Annotated in this window: 20 protein-coding genes; 11 read left to right on the top strand and 9 right to left on the bottom strand. The window is 63.7% G+C overall.

Annotation, left to right across the window (positions count from 1 at the left end; all coding sequences use genetic code 11):
- The first annotated feature begins 430 nt into the window (after positions 1–430).
- Positions 431–1108, top strand: coding sequence for a sugar transferase (locus tag JT360_RS14750; protein ID WP_214472387.1), 678 nt, complete (start codon positions 431–433; stop codon positions 1106–1108).
- Between the two features lie 126 nt (positions 1109–1234).
- The gene (locus tag JT360_RS14745) at positions 1235–2446 is read left to right on the top strand and encodes a polysaccharide biosynthesis/export family protein (RefSeq protein ID WP_250888829.1); all 1212 of its coding nucleotides are present in this window, start codon (positions 1235–1237) and stop codon (positions 2444–2446) included.
- 320 nt (positions 2447–2766) lie between these two features.
- Here JT360_RS14745 and JT360_RS14740 read toward each other — a convergent pair whose 3' ends face one another.
- The gene (locus tag JT360_RS14740; RefSeq protein WP_214472386.1) at positions 2767–4077 is read right to left on the bottom strand and encodes an O-antigen ligase family protein; all 1311 of its coding nucleotides are present in this window, start codon (positions 4075–4077) and stop codon (positions 2767–2769) included.
- Positions 4078–4482: 405 nt separating this feature from the next.
- Here JT360_RS14740 and JT360_RS14735 point away from each other — a divergent pair, with 405 nt between their 5' ends.
- The 4 genes from JT360_RS14735 (at position 4483) to JT360_RS14720 (ending at position 9728) form a co-directional block, all read left to right on the top strand.
- Positions 4483–5235 carry an SDR family NAD(P)-dependent oxidoreductase gene (locus JT360_RS14735; RefSeq protein ID WP_214472458.1) on the top strand — a complete coding sequence of 251 codons (753 nt, stop codon included), beginning with the start codon at positions 4483–4485 and terminating at the stop codon, positions 5233–5235.
- A gap of 236 nt (positions 5236–5471) precedes the next feature.
- The gene (locus tag JT360_RS14730) at positions 5472–6821 is read left to right on the top strand and encodes a glucoamylase family protein (RefSeq protein WP_214472385.1); all 1350 of its coding nucleotides are present in this window, start codon (positions 5472–5474) and stop codon (positions 6819–6821) included.
- Positions 6811–8340 (top strand): mercuric reductase, encoded by a 1530-nt coding sequence (locus JT360_RS14725; protein ID WP_214472384.1) that lies wholly within the window; start codon positions 6811–6813, stop codon positions 8338–8340. Before JT360_RS14730 ends, JT360_RS14725 begins: the two co-directional genes overlap by 11 nt.
- A 155-nt stretch (positions 8341–8495) precedes the next feature.
- Positions 8496–9728 (top strand): glycosyltransferase family 4 protein, encoded by a 1233-nt coding sequence (locus JT360_RS14720; RefSeq protein ID WP_214472383.1) that lies wholly within the window; start codon positions 8496–8498, stop codon positions 9726–9728.
- 202 nt (positions 9729–9930) lie between these two features.
- Here JT360_RS14720 and JT360_RS14715 read toward each other — a convergent pair whose 3' ends face one another.
- Complete coding sequence (locus JT360_RS14715) at positions 9931–10506, bottom strand: DUF1349 domain-containing protein (protein WP_214472382.1); 576 nt, start codon at positions 10504–10506, stop codon at positions 9931–9933.
- A 60-nt stretch (positions 10507–10566) separates the two neighbouring features.
- Positions 10567–12006 carry an aldehyde dehydrogenase family protein gene (locus JT360_RS14710; protein WP_214472381.1) on the bottom strand — a complete coding sequence of 480 codons (1440 nt, stop codon included), beginning with the start codon at positions 12004–12006 and terminating at the stop codon, positions 10567–10569.
- A 276-nt stretch (positions 12007–12282) separates the two neighbouring features.
- On the opposite strand from JT360_RS14710, the gene JT360_RS14705 reads away from it, so the two are divergent.
- The 5 genes from JT360_RS14705 (at position 12283) to JT360_RS14685 (ending at position 17999) form a co-directional block, all read left to right on the top strand.
- Positions 12283–12942, top strand: a complete 660-nt coding sequence (locus JT360_RS14705; RefSeq protein WP_214472380.1) for a TetR/AcrR family transcriptional regulator — start codon at positions 12283–12285, stop codon at positions 12940–12942.
- A gap of 95 nt (positions 12943–13037) precedes the next feature.
- Positions 13038–14291, top strand: coding sequence for a sarcosine oxidase subunit beta (locus JT360_RS14700; RefSeq protein WP_214472379.1), 1254 nt, complete (start codon positions 13038–13040; stop codon positions 14289–14291).
- Between the two features lie 33 nt (positions 14292–14324).
- A complete protein-coding gene (locus JT360_RS14695; RefSeq protein WP_214472378.1) occupies positions 14325–14591 on the top strand; it encodes a sarcosine oxidase subunit delta in 267 nt (88 codons plus the stop codon).
- Positions 14588–17473 (top strand): sarcosine oxidase subunit alpha family protein, encoded by a 2886-nt coding sequence (locus tag JT360_RS14690; RefSeq protein ID WP_214472377.1) that lies wholly within the window; start codon positions 14588–14590, stop codon positions 17471–17473. Before JT360_RS14695 ends, JT360_RS14690 begins: the two co-directional genes overlap by 4 nt.
- Complete coding sequence (locus JT360_RS14685; protein ID WP_214472376.1) at positions 17466–17999, top strand: aminomethyltransferase family protein; 534 nt, start codon at positions 17466–17468, stop codon at positions 17997–17999. Before JT360_RS14690 ends, JT360_RS14685 begins: the two co-directional genes overlap by 8 nt.
- A gap of 15 nt (positions 18000–18014) precedes the next feature.
- Here the strand turns inward: JT360_RS14685 and JT360_RS14680 are convergent, their stop codons facing one another.
- The 6 genes from JT360_RS14680 to JT360_RS14655 form a co-directional block, all read right to left on the bottom strand.
- Positions 18015–18500 (bottom strand): hypothetical protein, encoded by a 486-nt coding sequence (locus tag JT360_RS14680; protein WP_214472375.1) that lies wholly within the window; start codon positions 18498–18500, stop codon positions 18015–18017.
- 119 nt (positions 18501–18619) lie between these two features.
- The gene (msuE, locus tag JT360_RS14675; protein WP_214472374.1) at positions 18620–19180 is read right to left on the bottom strand and encodes an FMN reductase; all 561 of its coding nucleotides are present in this window, start codon (positions 19178–19180) and stop codon (positions 18620–18622) included.
- 61 nt (positions 19181–19241) lie between these two features.
- Positions 19242–20489, bottom strand: coding sequence for an SfnB family sulfur acquisition oxidoreductase (locus JT360_RS14670; RefSeq protein ID WP_214472373.1), 1248 nt, complete (start codon positions 20487–20489; stop codon positions 19242–19244).
- A 22-nt stretch (positions 20490–20511) separates the two neighbouring features.
- Positions 20512–21303 carry an ABC transporter ATP-binding protein gene (locus tag JT360_RS14665; protein ID WP_214472372.1) on the bottom strand — a complete coding sequence of 264 codons (792 nt, stop codon included), beginning with the start codon at positions 21301–21303 and terminating at the stop codon, positions 20512–20514.
- A gap of 79 nt (positions 21304–21382) precedes the next feature.
- Positions 21383–22720, bottom strand: coding sequence for an ABC transporter substrate-binding protein (locus tag JT360_RS14660; protein ID WP_183455626.1), 1338 nt, complete (start codon positions 22718–22720; stop codon positions 21383–21385).
- 67 nt (positions 22721–22787) lie between these two features.
- Positions 22788–23828 carry a branched-chain amino acid ABC transporter permease gene (locus tag JT360_RS14655; protein ID WP_214472371.1) on the bottom strand — a complete coding sequence of 347 codons (1041 nt, stop codon included), beginning with the start codon at positions 23826–23828 and terminating at the stop codon, positions 22788–22790.
- Position 23829: the final 1 nt, after the last annotated feature.

Here is a 23829-nt window from a genome sequence, read left to right as displayed (position 1 = left end):
GCAGCAAGGGCAACCGCACATATTTTTGATTGAGCTTACGCGATCGACTCTGCCATGCTGCAACGCACACGGCCGCACATCACTCAACCTGCATCCGCCTGGCTTTTCCAGTACTGCCCATAGTATTAAGTAGTATTTTATGTTAATGGTCGTGAACCTCATACCTTTCTAAAGCACTGATATGCGCCATTCCAGGCCGGCGAGGATGCCCTGCCCAAAATTCGCCCCAAAAAGGTCGGGATTTTTTTCCATTTGCCCATTTATTGTCACAAATGTGCTAAATATCCTGAAAAATATGCATTTCAAGCTTATTATTTAGTCAATTCATGACGCAACTATTTCAACGGCATGGGAAATTGTGTGTTGCGCTGCAACATTTTTTTGATATCGTGTGTGGTGAACCATTCGTTCAACGCATGGAGTTTACGGCATGAGGGACGTTGCCAAGTCGGCCACGGCGGATTTTTCGCAGGCTGGCACCGATTTTCCGCCGCCGATCGGTGGCCTCATCAAGCGCAGCTTCGATATCGCCGGTTCGCTGATTGGCCTGATCGCCCTCAGCCCGCTGTTTGTGATGATCGCGCTGCTGGTCAAACTTTCCGATGGCGGATCGATTTTCTACGGTCATCGGCGAATCGGACGCGGCGGACGGATTTTTGCGTGCCTGAAGTTCCGCACCATGGTTCCCGACGGCGACAAGGTGCTGGCCGCCTATCTCGCCACCAATCCGGAAGCCAATGCGGAATGGCTAGCGACCCGCAAGCTGAAAAACGATCCGCGCGTCACCCGCGTCGGCGCGGTGTTGCGCAAGCTCAGCCTCGATGAGCTGCCGCAGATCATCAACATCCTGCAGGGCGACATGAGCCTTGTCGGACCTCGCCCGGTGGTGCGCGACGAACTGGAAATCTACGGCAGTGCGGCCGTGTACTATCTGAAGTCCCGTCCCGGCCTGACCGGCCTGTGGCAGGTCAGCGGCCGCAACGATGTCTCCTATGACAGCCGCGTCGCGTTCGATCGACACTATGTCGAGAACTGGTCGCTGTTCGGGGATGTTCGCATCATCATCAAGACCGTGCCGGCCGTCTGGATGTCACGCGGTTCTTACTGACCGGCCGCCAGGCATCCGGCGGCAAGCTCATCGGGCGATGGGGCTAAAACGGATCGGAACGCTCAGTTGAAAACAGACATATTCGAAGCCTTTGGCAGCGGCCCCTTTTCCGGCCGCTCTCGGCTTATGGCCACGTGCCTTGCGGCGTCGCTCGCTTTTCTTCCCCAGATCGCCGCAGCCGATGAATACCATCTCGGCTCACAGGACAAGCTCACCATCCGGATCGCCGAATGGCAGACCGTCGAAGGCACGTTCAGGGACTGGACTGCGGTCAATGGCCAATACACGGTCGGACCGGGCGGCACGCTGTCGGTGCCTTTCGTCGGCGAGCTGCCGGCGGCCGGCAAGACCACGGCGGAAGTCGCGGCGGCGATCGGAGAGGCGCTGCAGCACAAGCTCGCCCTGTCGGACAGGCCCGAAGCCTCGGTCGAGATGGCGCAGTTCCGGCCGTTCTACATTTCGGGCGAAGTGCAGAATCCCGGCCAGTTTCCCTATGTGCCCGATCTGACGGTGCTGAAAGCGATCAGCGTCGCCGGTGGCATCAGGCGCAACACCGACTACGGTCCCCAGCTCGGCAAGGACCTGGTCACCGCCAAGGGCAACTTCGATATCTCCGACGACCAGCGCATCCGGCTGATGGTCAGACGTGCCCGCATCGATGCCGACCTTGCGGGCAAGACCAGCTTCGAGGCACCGAAGGAGGTCGAGGGCGACCCGCGGCTGCCGGCCATCGTCGCCGATGAGATGACGATCCTGACGGCCGACCAGAAGGCGCTGAAGCTGAAACTCGAGGCGTTGGACGATCTCAAGGGGGTTTTGCAGGCCGAGATCGAATCGCTGCAGAAGAAGATCGTCAACCAGCAGAAGCAGGTCGATCTGGCGCAGCAGCAGCTCGCCAGCATCGGCCCGCTGGCGCAGAAGGGTCTGGTCGCCAATGCGAGGCTTCTGGATTCGCAGCAGTCCGTCACCGACCTGCAGGGCAAGATCCTGGACTACGAGACGGCCATCCTCACCGCCAAGCAGGCGATCAGCAAGGCGACGCAGGACGCCATCGATGCCCAGAATACCTTGAGTTCGAGCCTCGCCGCCGACCGGCAGCAGACCGAAGCCGACCTGAACGAGGCCGCGCTGAAGGTGAATATGCAGCAAGGCCTGATCGCGCAGGCGACCGATCCCGCCACGAGGGTAGCCACCGCGACCAACGAAGAGCCTGCCCTGCTCTACGCGCTGGTGCGGGTCGTCGACGGCAAGACCAGCGAGATCGCGGCGAAGGAAGACACGCCCATCCTGCCCGGCGATGTGATCAAGGTGAAGCTGGCGCCGCTGCCCAGCCAATAAGGCTTCGGGACTTCGGCGCGATCCAGCGCTTTCTACCCGTAGCGCAAAGCATTCCAACCTCCGCCAGGCCTCTGGTGGAGGTTTTGCCTTGTGCGATTTCAGGCGGCTAAACGACGACTAGAGCGGTTCATCGTTTCACGGAAACGCCGAACCGCTCTAACTCTTTGTTTTGACGCTATTCCGGACGGAAAACCGCTTCACACCTGGAATTGCTTTAAGGCGCGCTACGTCGAAACGGATTCATGCGACGCACTTTAGGATTTGTCTTGATGCATGTCGGTGGGCCAAAACCGCTGCGCACTTGGACGACAGGCGTGGCCTCATGATGGGTCGGCAACTGGGCGGCCGGCATGCCGGGGCCAAGCTGCCTCGTCCCTTGCCGCATCCGCCGGCTCGAAGGCTGGCGACCATCGCGTGCGGGTCACCGGCAGTCGCGCCAGCTTGAAATAGCTGAAATACATCAGGAAGGAGCCCATGATGTAGGGGTTGAGGATCTCGACCTCGACGAAGGAGCGGATGAGCAGGAGCACCATCACGCCGAAGAGAACCACCGATTCAGCCTGCCACGCCTTGAAGATGACGGTCGAGACATGGCCGTAAAGCGTGCGCAGCAGGATCAGCGATACCATCGCCGCGCCGGTGAAGCCGAGCTCGACAAGCGCCTCGACATAGGTGTTGTGGAAATGGAAGCCGGTGCGGGTGGTGATGTAGAATTCGTTCCACAGCCGCTCGGCCTCGGCAAATCCCTGCACCCAATAGGCGGCATAACCGACGCCGAGGACCGGCGAGCGCTGCGCGGTGTTCCAGCCCTGCTCCCACAGATAGGTCCGCCCGGTGAGCGTCGAATCCTTGCCGAAGAGGCCAAGCACGAAGTCCATGAGCCCGAGATTGAGCGCAACAACGGCCACCACGACGACCAGACCGGCGCCGACAAGGAAGATCACCCGACGATAGCGCCGCGACAAAAGCTTTGTCATGGCAAGAAGCGCGATCAGCGCCAGGACCGCCGGTATCGAGGCCATCGAGGTGGCGGAATGCGAGACGACCAGCACATAGGCCGACAACAGCACGACCGGCACCGTCAGTATGAGGCTCAGCCGGCCACGCCGCAGAAAAGCGAGGAACACCACGGAGAAATAGATGCCGAGCGAGCCGACGAAGCCGATCTGGTTCTTGGAGGCGAAGGCGCCGACGAAGTTGTAGGTGCCGTCGAGGACGTCCTCGGAATAGGCCCCGACCTTGAGCGAATAGACCAAGGCGAAGAATATCCCGATCAGGGCGCCCAGTGTCAGGGTCCGCACACTGACGGTGCGCGCGGCGACGTAGGCACAGGCGATGTGGGAAAGATACTGGACCGCCGTTCTGGCGGTAATGCCGGGCGCCTGCGACCAGAAGACGGAGAAGCAGACATAGGCCGCGAACAGCAGCGGCAGCCAGGCGCTGGACAGCTGCCGCAGGAACCGCCGGTAGTCGACCATGATGAGCGGAAGCCAGACGGCATAGTAGGCCAGGATCAGCACCTGGCCGAAAATGACGGAATAGGAGAACGCCCAGATGGAGACGGCAACGGCAAAGCTGCCATAGACCGAGTTCTTCTCGGGATCGACCAGCAGGGACTTTGGAATTTTCATCTCAGAGTCCCGTCGACGCGACCCAAGGCCAGCAAGCGCGGCAGGCCGCAAGCCGGCCGGCATATCCGCAAATAGGGGCGTGCAATAAACGGCATCTCCATTGTGCAGTGCAATATAACCTATCGCACCCCACGCTCAATGGCAAATCCGGTCACCTTGTCTTACAGCAGGGCGATTGCCGAGAGATTGACCGGTCATCCGATCTGGCGGAAACCGCCCGGGTGGCAATGGTCGAAGCGCTGCGCGAGCAGCTCGAGGGAACCGCGGAGTAGTGCGCTGCCTCCGGGATTGGCCCAGACGATCGACCCCTATGCCGGCTTGAACTTGCCCGGCCGTGACCTCACAGTCGCCGCCGAGGCGATCATGCCTGGGCGATCAAGCCAGGTGCGGACAAGGGGGAAGCAGATGCCGATGAGCTTTGCAGGACGGTTCAGCGGCCGATCGGCAGTCATCACCGGCGGCGCCTCGGGTATCGGCCTGGCGGTTGCGCAAAGGATTGTCGACGAGGGTGGGCGCGTCAGCGTCTGGGACCGCGATCCGACCCAGATCGAACAGGCGAAAACCGTTGTTCCCGGCTTGCATGGCGTGACGGTGGACGTTGCCGACGCCGCAGGTGTCGATATTGCTGCCGCGCGGACGATCGAAGCCCTTGGCGGCGTCGACATCCTGGTCACCAGTGCGGCCATCACCGGGCCGAACATGACGACCTGGTCCTATTCGGCCGAGGATTGGCAAAGGGTCATCGACATCAACATCAACGGCGTCTTCTACTGCAACAAGGCGCTGGTGCCGCATATGCTCGACCGCAACTATGGCCGCATCGTCAACATCGCCTCGATCGCCGGCAAGGAAGGCAATCCCAATGCTTCCGCCTACAGCACCTCGAAGGCGGCGGTGATCGGCCTGACCAAGTCGCTTGGCAAGGAACTGGCCAAGACCAAGGTGACGGTCAATTGCGTGACGCCGGCGGCCGTGCGCACCGCGATCTTCAAGCAGATGCGCCAGGAGCACATCGACTTCATGCTGTCCAAGATACCGATGGCGCGCTTCGGCGAGGTCGAAGAAGTGGCGGCATTGATCTGCTGGATCGCCTCGGAAGAGTGCTCGTTCACGACGGCCGCCGTCTTCGATGTCTCGGGCGGCCGCGCCACCTATTGAGCCTAATCGGAACATTCCGGCATTGGCCGATGCAACTACAATTCCGCGTGACGAGGCAACGATCGGAGCTGGACAGGCGTATAGTGGTTGAAGTCTGATTTGGCGGTGACATAACAGGGTTGGCGGGAAAGCCATGACACCACGAGACAGCCTGGCTAGGGCGATGGCCCATGACCGCGGTGCCGGCGCGGCGCGATCGACGGATGCCAGGACCATCAGGCTGGAGTTTGCATCGCTTGCTTGAAGCAGATCCTGCCGCGCTGTCCGATGACGAGCTTCTGGATCGCTACCAGCGCGCCGCCTTCGGCTATTTCCTGGAGAATGTGAACCCCGACAACGGGCTGGTCGCCGATACGTCGCGGCCGAATTCGCCGGCCAGCATCGCCGTCGTCGGCTTTGCCCTGTCCTGCTATCCGATCGGCGTCGAGCGCGGCTGGATGACGCGCGGGGCGGCGGTGGAGCTGACGCTTGCGGCGCTGCGTTTCTTCTCGGCCAGCCCGCAAGACGGCGGCGACGGGGTCACCGGCCACAAGGGCTTTTACTACCATTTCCTCGACATGCGGACCGGCCTGCGCGTCTGGCGTTGCGAATTGTCGATGGTGGACACCGCCTTGCTGATCGCTGGCTTCCTGGTGGCCGGCGCCTATTTCTCCGGGGACAATGACAAGGAAGCCGAGATCCGCCTATTGGCCGAGACGCTCTACCGGCGCGTCGACTGGCGGTGGGCGCAAGGCAGCAGTCCCACTTTGCGGCAGGGCTGGAAGCCGAAGAGCGGTTTTCTCCATTATGGCTGGGAAGGCTACAACGAGGCGACCATCCTTTATGTGCTGTCGATGGCCTCGCCGGACAGCCCGACTTCGAACGACAGCTATACCGGCTGGACGGCGACCTATCAGTGGGAAAACGTCTACGGCCATGACGTGCTCTACGGCGGGCCGCTGTTCATGCACCAGTTCTCGCATGCCTGGATCGATTTCGCCGGCATTCGCGACGCCTTCATGCGCGAGAAGAACTCGGATTATTTCGAAAACAGCCGCCGCTCGACCTATCTTCACCGCGACTATGCTCGCCACAACCCGTATGGCTTTGACGGCTATGGTGAGAACCTTTGGGGTCTTTCGGCGGGGGACGGGCCGGGCGGCTTTCGTGCCAGCGTGGAGCGGCGGACCCACCGGTTTTCCGGCTATGCGGCGCGCGGCGCTCCCTTCGGGCCGGATGACGGGACGATCGCGCCATGGTCCTATCCGGCGTCGCTGCCTTTCGCGCCTGATATTTGCCTGGCCGCCTTGCGCCATCTCGGCGAGCACTACCCGCAAGTGATCGACAATTTCCGGCTGCCGAGCGGCTTCAATCCGACTTTGGCCAACCGGCGGAAATTCGGCCGCGACGGCTGGGTTTCGGAAGGCCATTACGGGCTGGACCAGGGCATCGTGGTGATGATGATCGAGAACCACCGCTCGCGCATGATCTGGGAGCTGATGCGGTCCAATCCACACATCCGCCATGGGCTGGGCAGAGCCGGCTTCACCGGCGGCTGGCTGTCGCAGCCGGCAGTCTCCGCAGCAGGGGGCCGCGATGTCGCGTGAACGGACAAAGGCGGCGAGCTTCCCCGTCGACCGCAACGACGTCGAGCTGATCAGGGTTGCGCATCCCTCTCACTGGAAGAACCCGACCCCAGACGGCCCCTACAATCTCGTCGTCATCGGCGCCGGTCCGGCCGGGCTGACCGCGGCGCGTGACGCCGCAAGCCTTGGCGCCAAGGTTGCGTTGATCGAGCGAGGGCTGATCGGCGGTGCGTGCGTCAATGTCGGCGGCATCCCATCGAAGTCGATCATCCGCACGGCAAGGCTCTATGCCGACATGCGCGATGCCGAGAATTTCGGCGGCGACACGCCGCAACGGCTTCACGTCGACTTCGAACGGGCCATGATGCGGATGCGGCAGATCCGGCAGCATATCAGTCGCGCCGATTCGGCCGCCGCCATCGTGGCGGAAGGCATCGACCTCTATTTCGGCGAAGGGCGCTTCGCCGGACCGGACACAGTGGTTGTCGCCGGCAAGACACTGCATTTCAAGAAGGCATTGGTCGCGACGGGCGCGCATGCGAGCGTGCCCGCGATTCCGGGACTTGCCGAGGCCGGTTATCTGGACAATGGGACCATGTTCAATCTTACAAAATGCCCGCCGCGGCTCCTCGTCATCGGCGGCGGACCGCTTGGCTGCGAGACGGCGCAGTCCTTCTGCCTGCTCGGCGCGAACGTCGTCCTGGCGCAAAGCGATCCGATGTTCCTGCCCGGCGAGGAACGCGACGCCGCGCAGATCCTTTCCGACGCGCTGGCGCGCGAGGGGATCGAGGTGCGCCTGAACACCGAAGTGACGGCGGTGCGGATGGCGGGCGGCAAGAAGCTCGCCGACCTCACGCGGGATGGCGACACGACGACGATTTCCGTCGATGAGATCATCACCGGCGTCGGCCGTTCGCCCAATGTCGATGGGCTCGGCCTGGAAGACGCCGGAGTGGTCCATGACGCCAAGGGCATCAAGGTGGACGATCACCTGAGAACCACAAATCCACACATCTACGCGGCGGGCGATGTGTGCCTGGAATACAAGTTCACGCATACCGCCGAAGCGAGCGCTCGCATTGTCGTGCGCAATGCCCTGTTTCGCGGGCGCGAAAAGCTCAGTGAGCTTGTCGTTCCCTGGTGCACCTATACCGATCCGGAGATCGCCCATGTCGGTCTCTATCCCATAGAGGCGCGCCTGAACGGCATTCCGGTCAAGACCTATACGGTGCTGATGCATGATGTCGCCCGTGCGGTGATGGACGGCGAGGAGGAGGGGTTCGTCAAGATCCATGTCAGGGAGGGATCCGACCGCATTCTCGGCGCGACGGTGGTCGCCGCACATGCCGGCGAGATGATCAATGGCGTGACGCTCGCCATCCGGTCGGGCATGGGTTTGCACGCCTTGGCCGATGTCATCCATCCCTTCCCGACGCAGGCGCAAGGGATCAAGATGGCGGGCGACGCCTACAGGCGAACCCGGTTCACCTCCTTGCGCAGGCGTCTGGCGGCGCGCTGGCTGGCATGGTCCAGGCGGTAAGGCACTCGGGTCGGCCTTTTTTCTGAATGTCCGTAAGATACATGGCCAAGTGTCCCAGCCGGCGCTTGACGGCACCCGGCACACGGCTAAGGAAGATTAAAATCACCTTGCGGCCGCGGAACACTCGTGGATGCAGCCAGTAACCGAAATGGAATATGGAACGGCTTGAGCATTCGCCGAGTGCCGGCGCGGAAACGGAAAGACGCACGCTGATCGTCTCCTACGACCCGGCCTTTCCAGCGGTTTCGGGCGCGGATCTGCGGAATTTCCGCAATGCCTGTCTGGCCGCTGAATACGGCCCGGTCCGGCTGGCCTCCATCATGCCGCTCGGGGATTCGTCGCAGCCGTCCGATGCCCGCATCCATGCGATTGGCATGACAGCCAAGGGCGAACCGCGCTCGGCTTCGTTGGGCTGGTGGAGATTCGCCGGGGAGAACCGCATTCCGCGAACCGCGCTGGTGCGGCTGCGAGCCCTGGTGCAAACCTTCAAGCCCGACACGATCATCGTCGAGGGCACCGGCCTATTCAGGCTGCTGCGGCCGTTGCGGCCGCTGGTCAGGCAGCTCATTCTCGACATGCACAACATCGAGTCCGATCTGACCGGGCAGATGCGGAGCCCCAAATCAACTCGGTCGGGCCTTGCGCTGGCCCGCAAGGGGCTCGGCATGAGACGTCTCGAGAGAAAAGCGCTCGCCATCGTCGACAGGGTCTGGGCCTGTTCAAAGCAGGACCGCAACAGGCTGATCGCCTTTTCGCGTCCCACGGTGCCGATCGACATCGTTCCGAACGGGATCCCCCATGCCGGAGACATTCCACAAAGGCTGCCCGCCGAAGCCGCGACCGACAGCGGCTTTCCTGTGATCCTGTTTGTCGGCCATCTCGGCTATTCACCGAACATCGATGCCGCCGAGCGCCTGGCCGGCATCATCTTGCCCCGCATCCGGCAGAGCTTGCCGGCCGCGACACTGGTTCTTGCCGGACGCAGCCCAACGCCTGCCGTGCGGGCACTGGCCGGACTGCCTGGCCTGCAACTCATCGAAAATCCTGAGAACGTCGCATCGCTCTTGTCGAAGGCGCATCTCAGCATCGTCCCGCTCAAGGCGGGCGGGGGCACGCGCATCAAGATCCTGGAGGCGATGGCCTGGGGCGTGCCGGTGGTCGCGACGCCGCTGGCGGCCGAGGGCCTGGAGCTGGTCGAGAACGACGAGGTGCTCTTGTCCATCACCGACGAAGGCGTTGCCGACATGGCCGTCGGACTGTGTCTCGATGCCGAGCGCCGGGCACGGCAGCGCGTGCACGCGCATCAAGCCGTATGGGCAAGATATGGTCCGCAAGCGATTCGCGAGGCCGTGCGCGCGGGCCTTGTAATGGACAATGACGGAACATGACGACCGGCCATCTTCATCGGTCAGCCGATTGCCGCCGATGATCCCGCCGCCCCGCAAGCCTCTCTGGAGCGGCTCAGGCAGGAACTACGGCAAGCCGCATGTTCACCAGGGGACGTGGTATCTCCGGCTTCGGCAAGCCGACCGGCCTGATGCCAAGATCGTTGGCGAGCACGCCCGCGCGGTTCAGTCCGCGCAACAGGCGTCAGTCGTGCAGTTCCCGTGAAATCGGCGGACCGACCGAAAATCCGGAGAAGGTGACTTCGAAACCCTCGCGCTGCGGCGAACAGCACATCATGCCGACAGCGGCCGCCTTCGAGATCGGGAAATAGGCGAGCCGCACCGGCTTCCAATGGCCGTCGGAGACGTCGAGATACTGGACGCGGATCGCCTCGGCGTGGCGGGTCAGGCGGATGCTGACGCCGTTCGGATCGGCATGAATGGCCACCAGAGACCAGTCCGATGTGTCGTTGGTGACGACGACGGAGACGTAGGCAAGGCCGTCCGTGTATTCGATGCCGGCCTTGATCCATTGCGTTTCGCTCAGCCGGACCATCAGCCCGGCCTGGTCGTAAAGTACCTTGTAGTCACCCTTGACGGTGACTTCGGCGGTGAAATCACCCTCGACCGGGCGATGCAGGAAGTGGCCGTCGTCGCGCCAGAAACCATAGAAGGTCTGGCGCCAGAAATCGGTCTCCTTGCCGGTGCGCACGTCGACGGCATCGCCGTTAATGGAATGGTGCGGCGGCGGGTTGAGCCAGGTCAGGTCCTGCAACGTCATCGCTTTTCTCACGATCGGTTCACCGTTTCACGGAAACGGCGAACCGCAGCCGGCGCCCGATCACCCTGCGAACGTGTAGGCGGTCTTCACCGTGGTGTAGAACTCCATGGCATAACGGCCCTGTTCGCGCGGGCCGAAGCTCGATCCTTTGCGGCCGCCGAAGGGAACGTGGAAGTCGACACCGGCGGTCGGCAGATTGACCATCACCATGCCGGCCTCGGAATTGCGCTTGAAATGCGTGGCATGCTTGAGGCTCGAGGTGCAGATGCCCGAGGTCAGCCCGAAGGGCGTGTCGTTGGCGACGGCGAGCGCCTCATCATAATCCTTGACGCGGATGACGCTGGCGACAGGGCCAAAAATCTCCTCGCGCGAACTGCGCATGGAATTGGTGGCCTCCGTCAGCAGCGCCGGTCGCAGATAAAAGCCTGGCGTCTTGCGATCTAGCCGTTCGCCGCCGAAGGCGAGCGTAGCGCCTTCCCTGACGCCGATGGCGATGTAGTCTTCGTCCTGCTTCAACTGCGTGGCATCGACCACCGGCCCGATCTGCGTCTGCGCGTCGAGCGCATCGCCGACCACCAGCTTGCCCATCCGGTCCGTCAGCGCCTCGACGAAACGGTCGTGGATGGCGTCGGTCACGATCAGCCTGGACGAGGCCGTGCAGCGCTGGCCGGTCGAGAAGAACGCGCCGTTGAGGGCGCAATCGACAGCGACCGCAAGATCGGCATCGTCGAGCACGACCAGCGGGTTCTTGCCGCCCATTTCGAGCTGGAATTTGCGCATGTGCTCGACGCTTGCGGCGGCGACGCGCTTGCCGGTGCCGACCGATCCGGTGAAGGTGATGGCGTTGACGTCGGGGCTGTCGAGCATTGCCTGGCCGACCACAGAGCCCTTGCCCATGACGAGGTTGAGCACGCCCTTGGGCAGGCCGGCGCGATGCAGGATGTCGACGATCGACCATGCGCTTTCGGGAACGAGTTCGGCCGGCTTGAAGACGATGGTGTTGCCATGAGCCAGCGCCGGGGCGATCTTCCAGGCCGGGATGGCGATGGGGAAATTCCACGGCGTGATGATGCCGACCACGCCGACCGCCTCGCGCGTGATCTCGACGCCGACGCCCGGGCGCACGCTCGGCACCATCTCGCCGGTCAGGCGCAATGTTTCGCCGGCGAAGAAATCGAAGATCTGCGCGGCGCGAATGGTTTCGCCAATGCCCTCGGCCAGCGTCTTGCCTTCCTCGCGCGCCAAGTTACGGCCGATCTCATCCTTGCGCGCCATGATCTCGTCGGACGCCTTCTTCAGCACCGCGTGGCGTGCCAGCGGACCCGAGCGGGACCATGCCGGAAACGCCGCCTTGGCCGCCGCGATCGCCTGGGCTGCCTCTTCGATCCCCGCCGAGGCATATTCGCCGACGATGTCGCCAGTATCCGAGGGGTTGATGTTGCGGGAACCGGCGTCGCCGACCCATTCACCATCGATGAGGTTCTTTCGAAACTGAGCCATGTCCTCGTCTTTCCTGCTGGTTGGCCGCGTGGCGGCATCTGTCTGAACTGGTATTTGCCAGACAATTGCCTTGCGGGAAAGCACGCACTGCCCGAGCCGCCGCGACAAAATTCCCCCGGGGTCGCCATTGCGCCGATAGCGTTGCGTCGACGGCGCCCCATAGACATCCACCCGGCTAATATCCGCCGGTCGCCATTCGGGTCCAAATGGGTTTGCCCTGTACAGATATGTACACAGCCTTGATTTGCCTGGTGCGGCATGTCATGCGTCGTGCTGATGGCAGCACTCGAAACCACGGTCCAACGCGCCGGCGCCACCGGCAACATCAAGGCCACTCGTGAAGACTGGCTGAAGTTGGCGCTTGAGATACTGATCTCGGACGGCGTCGAACGGGTCCGCGTACTGACGCTTGGCCAACAGCTCGATGTCTCGCGCTCCAGCTTCTACTGGTATTTCAAGAGCCGCCAGGATCTGCTCGACCAATTGCTGGACCACTGGCGGCAGACCAACACAAAATTCATCGTCGAGCGCGCCAGACGGCCTTCCGCGAGCGTCATCCGCGGGGTGATGAGTATTTTCGAATGCTGGGTGGACGAAAAGCTGTTCGATCCCCGGCTGGACTTCGCGATCAGGGCCTGGGCCCGCCGCTCCCCCGCCATAAGGCGCGCACTCGACGAAGCCGACGAGGAACGCGTCAATGCCATACGCGACATGTTCAAGCGTCACGGCTATGAGGAAGAAGACGCGTTCGTGCGCGCACGCGTGCTCTATTTCATGCAGATCGGCTATTACTCGCTCGAGCTCGACGAGCCGATGAGCAGCCGTTTGCCTCACGTCGCTTCATACCTGCGCAGTTTTACCGGCCAGGAACCTACGACCCAGGATGTCGAGGATTTCTCGCGCTATGTGGTGGAGACGATGGCACGCAAACGCTAGCACCAGCCGTTGTGTGCAAAGCCGATACGCGAACTAGACATATATGTACAATACCATTACGCTTTCCCTGAGAAATCAGGCTTTTCCGCCGCACCATGACCAGACGCTATTCCGCACTGTCGCTCTTCAAGGAAGGTCTGGCCGGCCAGACCGGCTGGAAGCAGGCCTGGCGCTCGCCCGAGCCGAAGGCGTCCTATGATGCGATCGTCATCGGCGGCGGCGGCCATGGGCTGGCGACGGCCTATTACCTGGCCAAGAACCACAACATCGCCAGAGTCGCCGTGTTGGAGAAAGGCTGGATCGGCGGCGGCAACACCGGCCGCAACACCACCGTGGTGCGCTCCAACTACTATTATCCGGAAAGCGTCGAGCTCTACGGGCTGGCGCACCGGCTTTATGAAGGCCTGTCGAAGGACCTGAACTACAACGTCATGCTGTCGCAGCGCGGCATGGTCAATCTTTGCCATTCCACGGCCGAAATGGAGATCGGCGCGCGCACCGTCAACGCCATGCAGATCAACGGCATCGATGCGGAGCTGTTTTCGCCAGAGGATGTGCGGCGGGTGGCGCCGATCTATAATTTTTCCCCGGATGCGCGCTTTCCAGTATTCGGCGGCATCTGGCAGGGCCGGGCCGGCACGGCCCGCCACGACGCGGTCGCCTGGGGGTATGCGCGGGCAGCGAGCCGGCTCGGCGTCGACATCATCCAGAATTGCGAGATCACCGATTTCATCATCGAGGGCGGCCGCTGCCACGGCGTCCAGACGACACGTGGCGCCATCCGTGCCGAGCGCATCGGCATGGCGGTGGCAGGGCATTCCTCGGTGCTGGCGGCCAAGGCCGGCTTCCGGCTGCCGATCAATTCCTATGCGCTGCAAGCCTGCGTGTCCGAGCCGGTGAAGCCGATCCTCGACACGGTGGTGCTGTCGCCCGGCGCCGGCGTCTATGTCAGCCAATCGGATAAGGGCGAGATCGTCATCGGCGGCGGGCTCGACCGCATCCCGTCCTATGCGCAACGCGGCAATCTGCCGACGTTGGAGACGGTGATTGCCGGCCTGCTGGAAATGTTCCCGATCTTCGGCCAGTTGAAGCTGATGCGGCAGTGGGCCGGCATTGTCGACGTCGTGCCGGATTCCTCGCCGATCATCGGTGAATCGCCGCTGCCCAACCTGTTCCTGAATTGCGGCTGGGGCACTGGCGGTTTCAAGGCCATCCCCGCCGGCGGCACGCTGCTGGCGCAATTGCTGGCAACCAGCAAGCACAACGACATCAGCCGCCCCTTTGACCTCGACCGCTTCGCCAGCGGGCGGCTGATCGACGAAGCGGCCGGCTCCGGCATCGCGCACTGACATTCACAAAGACAAAGACCAGGACCAGGCGCCATGCAGCTCTTTCCCTGCCCGTTCTGCGGCCCGCGCGACGAGACCGAATTCCACTATGGCGGCGATGCAGGCAATGCCAGGCCGGATGGCGCCGACGTGCCGATCGATCGCTGGGCTGATTACCTCTACCTGCGCTCCAACCCGAAAGGCACGGCGCGCGAAATCTGGGTGCATATGAGTTGCGGCGAGTTCTTCGTCATGGAACGTGACACTCTCACGCACAAGGTGCTGTCCTCGACCGCGCTTGGCGGGGAGTACGCGGCGTGACCGCCTCGCGTCTTGCCGCCGGCGGCAGCGCCATCGACCGCTCGCGCCCGATCCGCTTCAGCTTCGACGGCGCAAGCGTGGACGGCTTTGCCGGCGACACGATTGCCTCGGCGCTGCTGGCAAGCGATGTCGTGGTGGTCGGCCGCAGCTTCAAATATCACCGGCCGCGCGGCATCTGGGGTGTCGGCGTCGAGGAACCCAACGCGCTGGTCGATGTCGGCGGTCCCCAGGCAACGCCGAACACACGGGCCACGACCGAGCCGGCGCGCGACGGGCTGGTGGCGAAAAGCGTCAACGCCACGCCCAGCGCGCTGACCGACCGCAACGCTTTCCTCGACCGGTTCTCTCGTTTCATTCCGGCGGCGTTCTACTACAAGACCTTCATGTGGCCGGACTGGCACATGTTCGAGCCGCGCATCCGCGCCATGGCCGGGCTGGGCAAGGTCGACACGGACTGGACATCGCCGGGCACACCGGACCAAATCAACCATCATTGCGACATGCTGGTGTTGGGCGCTGGGCCGGCCGGACTGGCGGCAGCCAAGCTGGCGGCCGGCGCGGGTCTCTCCGTCACACTCGTCGATGACCAACCTAAACCGGGCGGATCGCTCGGCCACCGGGCCGGCGAGGTCGACGGCAAGCCGGCTGGCGTCTGGATCGAGGAGACGGTCGCGGAGCTTGCCGCCGGCGGTCATCTGGTCCTGCCTTCGACCACCGCCTTCGGCATCTACGATCACAATCTGGTCGGGCTGAACCAGCGCCATCTCGACGGCCGGCCCGATACGATGTGGCGAGTCCGGCCACGCCACATCGTGCTGGCGACCGGTGCCATCGAGCGGCCGCTGCCTTTCGCCAACAATGACCTGCCGGGCATCCTGTCGGCGGATGCGGCGCTCGTCTATCTCAGGCGCCATGCGGTGCTGGTCGGCCGGCGCGTCGTCGTCGCCACCAACAATGACAGTGCTTACGAGGCCGCGGCGGCGCTGGCCGAGGCCGGGGCCGATGTCACGCTTGTTGACATCAGGCGTGACGGCACGCCCGTCGCGCCTGCCAAGGTGCGACTGGTCAAAGGGCGAGCACTTGCCTCCGCCAAGGGCAGACTGCGCGTCGAGGGCGTGACGCTGGACGACGGCAGCAGGCTCGACGCCGATTGCGTCCTGGTCTCCGGCGGCTGGACGCCGACCATTCACCTGTTCGGCCAGGCCAGGGGCAAGCTCGCCTGGAGCGAAGCGCGCGCCGCCTTTTTGCCGGGGGATCCTGTCGACGGCATTTCCATTACCGGCGCCGCCGCCGGCGCGGTCTCCTTGTCGGAAGTGTTCGCCAGCTCGGAGACAGCTGTCGCGTCGCTTGGCCGGACCAAGGCAGCAGCGCCGCGCAGCACCGGAGTGGAGGCGACGGACGGCATAGTAGCGGCCTGGCCGATGCCGGGCTCGAAGGGGCGCATCTGGATCGACTATCAGAACGACGTGACCGTGAAGGACGTCGAACTGGCGGCACGCGAAAACTTCGTCTCCGTGGAGCACCTGAAGCGCTACACCACGCTCGGCATGGCAACCGACCAGGGCAAGACCTCCAACCTGCCCGGCCTGGCGCTGATGGCCGGGATAACCGGCCGCACGGTGCCGGAGGTCGGCACCACCACTTACCGACCACCCTTCACGCCGGTGCCGCTGGCGAGCTTTGCCGGCCCGCGCGTGGGTGAGTTGATGGCGCCGGTTCGCCGGCTGCCGCTGGAGAGCGTGCACCGCGCCAGTGGCGCCGTCTTCCAGGAGTACGGCGGCTGGCTGCGGCCGGCCCACTATGGCGGTCGCGGCGCCGATGCCGAGCGCTCCATCCAGGACGAGGCGTGGCGCGCTCGGCAATCGGTCGCGCTGTTCGACGGTTCGACGCTTGGCAAGATCGAGGTGATCGGCCCGAAGGCGGCCGAATTCGTCGATTTCCTCTACTACAACACCATGTCGACGCTGACGCCGGGCCGCTGCCGCTACGGCTTCATGCTGTCGGAGAACGGCGTGGTCTTCGACGACGGCGTGCTGGTGCGGCTGGACGAGCATCGCTTCGTCGTCTCCTGCTCGTCCTCGCATGTCACAGCCGTGCACGCCCGGCTGGAGGAATGGCGGCAGGACCGTTTTGGCCGCGACGCCGTCTATATCCACAACGCCACATCGGAAATGGCGACGCTGACCGTCTCCGGGCCGAACGCCCGGAAGCTGCTGGAAAAACTGGAGCTCGGTCTTTCGCTCGACGACACCGACCTGCCTCATATGGCGATCGGCCATGGCAGCTATGCCGGCGACGAGGTGCGCATCGCCCGTGTCAGCTTCACCGGCGACAGAAGTTACGAAATCTCGATCCGCGCCGATCGCGCCGAGCCTTTGTGGGCGCATCTGCGCCAGGCAGGCCAAGCGTTCGATGCGGTCATCATCGGCCTCGAAGCGCTGATGATCCTGCGCGCGGAGAAAGGTTTCATCGTCATCGGCAAGGATACCGACGGCACCACGCTGCCGCACGACCTCGGTAGCGAAGGACCCCGCAGCAAACGCCAGACCGAACATGTCGGCCGCCGCTCGCTGCTCACCGAGGAGGCATCTCGCAGCAATCGCCTGCAGCTTGTCGGACTGACTGTGCCATCCGGCGAAGCCCCCTTGCCGACTGGCGCGCACGCCATCAGGCGAGTCGACGGCAAGCTGAAAAGCCAAGGCTTTGTCACCTCGAGCTACCAGAGCCCGACGCTTGGCCGGCCGGTCGGGCTCGGCCTGATCGAGCGCGGCGCGGCCCGCCACGGCGAGACGATCGAAATCCAGCATCTCGGCAAGATCAGGACGGCGACGATCGCCGCGCCTTGCGCCTTCGACCCGGCAGGAGAGCGGCTCAATGCGTGATCTCGCGGAGAAATGGTCCGCCGCGCCGGACTGGCAGTCGGCGGCGATCACGGCACCCGGCCTTGGGGTGCGCGCAATCTCCGGCCTCGATCAGCAGCTGGTCAGCGGCGATCTCGACGCCTGGGCGCGCGTATCCGGCTTGAAGGAGAGTGGTGTCGGCGCCTTTGGCGCGGCGCAGGGCGAGCGCTATGCGGTGCGGCTCGCGCGCGACCGGCTGCTCATTGTGTCGAACACTCCACTCGCCATCACCGCGGGCTGGCACGCGCAAGGTTTCGCGGTGACGGAGATCAGCGCGGGGCTGCAGGTGTTCGAGGTCGAAGGCGTGGGGCTCGACGCTTTCATCGCGCGTGGAACGACGCTTGATTCCAGGCGGCCAAGCGCCAGCGCGGCACTTTCCTTCGCCGGCATCAGTGCGATCGTCTATCGCCATGAAAGCAAGCTGCGCGTCCATGTCGACCGCGGTCTTGCAGCCTATCTCTGGACGTGGATGGAACAGGCCGCGGGGCACATCGCGGCCGGAAACTAGCCAGCACCATCTCGCTCAGAGCGTGAACGACCAGAACAGGCAGGCGAGCGTCGCAGCGGCGAAAACCACGAAGAACAGGCTGCGCAAGAGCACGTTGCGGCGCAGTTCGTTCATGACGAAGTGGCAGCCGACCACCGCCACGGCAAACAGGAACCGCCAGTTCAGCAATGCCCACAGGGCACTGCCCTGGCCGAACGCCCATCGGGCGAGAAGGCCGCCGACGATGGTGGCAAAAAGCACGATCACCGTCCAGAAGATCGCGTCGGCGGCATGGGTCAGGACGACGCTCGCCGCGCGGATCGGCAGGATCATCATCAACAGCGCGCTGAAGAAATAGACGGCGGCGAGCGGAATGAACGTGCCTGCATCGGCGATACCGTCAAGACGCCTGACGCCGATCGCGCCGTAGGGATAGCCGTGGCGAGCCACCGCCAGGCTCAACGCCATGAGCAGAGCGGTCAGCACGGCGACGAGTGCGAAGGTCGTGAGGGCTTTGCTCATGGTGTTCCTGTCCCGGACGAATCAGACAGGAACTGATGTAACCGACGGTCGTAAATTGCGCGTAAGCGAAGTTGCCGCAACGCGGATTTCGACCTCGGCGCAATCCGCGGCGCGGCAGGCTATTCGGCGGCGATCCTGCCCGACGAGCGGTTGGCCAGCACGAAGCCGACCTCGTCCACCGCCTGCGCCGCACGCTTCAGGATCGCCTCGGAGCGCAGCACGCCATCGGTGAAATCCTTGTCGGTGGCGTAGACGGCGGTCGGCAGGGCAAAGGCCTCGAAGAAACCGAACAGCGGCCGCAACTGATGCTCGACGATCAAGGCATGCCGCTCGCCGCCGCCGGTCGCGGTCAAAAGGATGGGCTTGCCGCGCAACGCGACCGGATCGATCAGGTCAAAGAAATGCTTGAACAGACCGGTGTAGCTGCCCTTGTAGGTCGGCGAGCCGACCACCAGCACATCGGCGGCGAGGATCTGAGCCAGGATCGGTTGCGCCTGGCTGTCGAGGTCGCGCGCCCATCTTGCGGTGCCGAGCGATGGGCCGACATCCTCGATGTCATAGGTGCTCGCCGACAGGCCATGGCGCGCGGCGATGTCCCTGGCGACGAAATCGACAAAGGCGCGCGTCTTTGACGGCCGGGTGATGTTGCCGGAAAAGCCGACGACTGTTGGATTTGACATGATAGTGGGCCTCTTGATGGTAGACGTTTTGGCTGGGGCGAGCCGCTCGCCGATGGAAAAATCAGCTCCAGGCGTGCAGCGGCGGGTTCTCGCCGTTGAGGAAATATTTGCCGAGGATCGAGTACTTCCAGCGCACCGGATCGTGCAGCGTGTGGGTACGGGCGTTGCGCCAATGCCGGTCGAGATTGTGCTCGGCCAGCGTCGAACGCGTGCCCGCCAGCTCGAACAGTTTGTTCGTTGCGGCGATGGCGATCTCGGTCGACAGGATTTTTGCCTCGGCGGTGACGATCTGCGCATGCGCCACCGTCTCGGCGGTCGGCTCGGCCACCGCGCGGTCGATCGCCAGGCCGGCCTTTTCCAGCAGCGCCTGCGCCGCGTGCAGGCGCAGGGTCAGGTCGCCGACCGCCTGGATGGTGTAGGGATCGTCCCAGGCATTGTCGACGCCGCTGTCGATCCAGGCGCGGCTCCTGGTCCGGACGAAATGAATCGTCTCATTGATTGCCGCCTGGGCGATGCCGGTGTCCACCGCCACCTGGATGATCTGGAAGATGGCGCCGTCGGCGGTCGGCCTGTCATAGCCCTTGTAGCCGGGCACCAGGTGCGTCTTCGGAACCTTGACGTTGTCGATGATGACGGTGCCGGAGAGCGTCGTGCGCTGGCCGAAACTCGACCAGTCGTCGATGACCGTCAGGCCAGGCGCGCCACGATCGGCGATGGCATACCAGGCACGGCCCTCGTCATCGAGCGCCACGATCGGCACCAGATGCGCAAGCAGCGCGCCGGAGGAATAAAATTTGCGGCCATTGACGACGACATGGTCGCCGGCGTCGGTGAAGCGGGTCTCGAAATCGGCGGCACGTTTCGACCCAAACTCGGAGAAGGCGTTGCCGAACCGCGTGCCTTTCAGCGCTTCGGCAAACAGCAGTTTCTGCTGTTCCACATCCGACACCGTGCGGATGGCGGCGACGACGCCAAGATGGTTCTGCGCGATCTGGCCTATCGAGGAATCCGCCGCCGAGATGATCTCGATCACCTTGGCCAGCGTCGCGTAGGACAGTTCCGGTCCGCCGAATGCCCGGGGCACGTTGATCGACCACAGGCCGCTCTGCGAGAAGGCGTCGAGTTCGGCAACCGGCCAGATCCGCTCGTGGTCGCGCCTGGAGGAGTCCTTGGCGAATTCAGCGGCGAGCGCGCGGGCAATCGCAATCGCCTCGGCGTCATCCCGGATGATGTGTGCCGGTGTCGACGGCCTTGCGACTGGCGGTACGGCGGCGGAAGCGTGGTCGGTCTTGACGGTCGAGACGGTCATTTCACTACTCCTTGATCTGGCTTCAGGCGACTGCATGGAGATGGGCTGGCTTGGCGGCCGGCGGTGGCTGTTGGCCAAGGTAGAAGGCCCTGACATCCTCGCGCTGACGAAGCTCGGCAGCGCCGCCAGAGAGAACGGAGACGCCGTTTTCGAGCACCGTGGCGTGGTCGGCATAACGAAGCGCGACCGCCGAGTTCTGCTCGGCGACCAGGACCGACAGGCCGGTCTCGCGGTTGAGTTTTCTCAGCGTCTGGAAAATGTCCTGGACGATGAGCGGGGCAAGCCCCATCGACGGTTCGTCGAGGACCAGCAGGCGCGGCCGCGACATCAGCGCCCGGCCAATCGCGGTCATCTGCTGTTCGCCGCCGGAGGTCAGGCCGGACAATGTCCGGCGCTTTTCCCTGAGGCGCGGGAAATAGCTGTAGATCCGCTCAAGATCCCCGCTGATTTCGGCCCGGCGTCCGCTGCGGCCGATGCCACCGGCGACCAGGTTTTCCTCGACGGTTAGGCTCTTGAAGCAGTGGCGGCCTTCCAGGACCGGAACCAGGCCGGCGCGCACCAGATCGCCCGGTTTACGGTGCGAGACATCCGAGCCTTCGTAGCGGATGGTGCCGGCGTTGACCTGGCCACGCTCGGCCGGCAGCAGGTTGGAGACGGCTTTCAGCGTGGTGGTCTTGCCGGCGCCATTGGCGCCGAGCAGCGCCAGGATCTCGCCGCGCCTGATCTCGAAGCTGACGCCATGCAGCGCCGTGATGGCATGGTTATAGGTGGCATGAACCGTATCCACCGCAAGGATGACTTCATTGTCCGGCATGGGGCTCTCATTCCGCGGTTCTAGCAACCGCAAGAGGACGGGCGCCACGGAAACCTGTTCCGCGGCGCCCGCCACCTAATCAGTTGGTGGTCACGGCGTTGGCATCATCGGCGGTGCGCAGCTTGATGCCCTTCTCGGCCGCATAGGCCTCGGCGGACTTTTCGATGATTGGCCTGAGCAGCGCCCAGTCCGGCGCGATCCAGTCGGAGACGACGTTCCACTTCTTGCCGTCCCACTGCTGGAAGGTCACGTAGCCCTCGCCTTCGTGGTTGTCCCAGCTGACGTTGATCGAGTGGAACAGGTCCTTGGCGCCGAGCGCCTCGACCTTGGCCGGATCGAGCTTGAGATGTTCAAAGCCCCATCGGACCTCGTCGCCGGTCAGCGTGCGGTGGCCGAACTTTTCCTGCGCGACGCGGATCGCCTCGACATTCAAGATGCCGTTGACGATGCCGAGATTGTGGTAGACCGAGCCGATGCGCGACTTGTCTTCGAGATTGCCCTTGCCGGCGCCGTAGACCGTCTTCACGATCTCCTGCACCACCGGGTAGCTGTTGCCGGAAGCCTGGGTGGTGATGGCGGTGTAGCCCTTGGCGGCGTCGCCGGCGGGGATGACGTCCTCTTCCGAATTCGACCAGACATTGCCGACGATATGATCGACGGGATAGCCGACCTTGACCGCCGTCTTCAGCGCCACCGGGTTCATCACGCCCCAGCCGCGCAGGACGACGAAGTCAGGCTTGGCGCGGCGGATGGTCAGCCACTGCGACTGCTGCTCGTTGCCGGGATGCGGCACCTCGATCTGCTGGACGGTGAAGCCGTATTTCTGCGCCAGCAGCTCATAGATCGGGATGGTCTCCTTGCCGTAGGGCGAGCCGTGGTAAAGCACGACGATCTTCTTGCCCTTGAGCTTGTCAATGCCGCCTTCCTTGGAGGCGATGTAATTCACGATGCCCGACGTCTCGCTGTAGGGGTTGAGCAGCAGCGGGAAGACGTAAGGAAACACGCGTCCGTCGGTGGAGTCGGTGCGGCCATGGTTGACCGTGATCAGCGGCACCTTGTCAGCGGTGATGCGGTCGATCATGGCATAGGCGATGCCGACCGACAGTGGATTCCAGGCGGCCGCACCCGCATGGCTCTTCTGCCGCTCGTAGCATTCGACGCCGCGCTCGACCTCGTACTGGGTCTCGCATTCGTCCCAGGTCAGCTTGACACCGTTGACGCCACCATCGCGGATGTTGATGAGGTTGAGGTAATCGATGAAGCCGCCGAAGAAGCCGGTGCCGCCGGCCGCGTAGGGCCCGACGCGATAGCTCTGCAGCGGGAAATACTGTTCGTCGGCGTGAGCGGCGGGCAGGGCCACCGACACGATCATTGCCGCGGACAATGCCGCCGCCTTGATGGTGCTGAGGAAGGTCATTATTGGGGTACTCCCGGTATGGGCCGCCTTGGGTTCGGCCTCTGGTTCATTTTCAAATGCATGAAGCTCACGTCGACTGCCAGGCGAACAGGAGCCGTCTTCGGGTCCTGTCCCACAGGGCCACCAGCCCGTCGGGTTCAAGGATCAGAAACAGGATGATGAGGGCGCCGAGCACGATGCGCTGGCTCATGTCAAGCACGCCCGAATCGAAGACATCGCCGAGCAGGAAGCCGCCAAGGCGCGACAGTGCGAGCGGGAAGACAACGATGAGGGCGGCGCCGAAAAACGCGCCGCGGATCGAGGCGAGGCCGCCGATGATGATGATGAACAGGATCTGGAACGAGCGGTCGAGATCGAAGCCGTCCGGCTCGACGGTTCTGAGATAGGCGAAGGCCCAGATGACGCCGGCGACGCCGATGATGAAGGACGAGATGGCGAAGGCCAGCAGCTTGGTCTTCAGCACCGGGATGCCGATGATGCGGGCGGCGGTCTCATTGTCGCGGATGGCGATGAAATTGCGCCCGGTCTGCGATGTCACCAATCGATGGGCAAGGAAGGTCAGCACAGTGACGATGGTCAGCGCGAAGAGATAGCGGCCGACGGCGCCGTCGAGGGCGAAGCCTGAAATCGACAGTCTCGGCGCGTCGATCACGCCGGACGCCGAGTTGTTCGAGAACCAGCTGAACTTGGTCAGCGCCCATTGCACGAAGAACTGGGCGGCAAGCGTCGACACGGCGAGATAAAAGCCCTTCAACCGCAGGCTGGGCAGGCCGAAGAGGATGCCGATCGCGGCCGCGACAATGCCGGCGAGAACGATGCTGCCGATCAATGGCAAGCCTTCGATCCTCAGGTTGAAATTATAGGCGGCGAAGGCGCCCGCCGCCATGAAGGCAGCGCTGCCCAGCGACACCTGGCCGGCATAGCCGGTGAGGATGTTGAGGCCGACGCCGGCAAGGCCGAGCGCCAGGAACGGCAGCAGGATGGCTTCGAACAGATAGCTCGAGCCGATGAGCGGCACGATGCCATAGGCGAAGGCGAGCAAAAGTATGGGTACGGTCCATTTCGGCAGCACCGGCGTGGACGAGAAATCGCTTGTGATCGCGGCCATG

The sequence above is a fragment of the Mesorhizobium sp. dw_380 genome (genome assembly GCF_018588885.1).
In the GTDB taxonomy this organism is placed as follows: domain Bacteria; phylum Pseudomonadota; class Alphaproteobacteria; order Rhizobiales; family Rhizobiaceae; genus Mesorhizobium.
The sequence above is the reverse complement of the archived record's forward strand: the minus strand, read 5'-3'. Positions and strand labels throughout refer to the sequence as shown.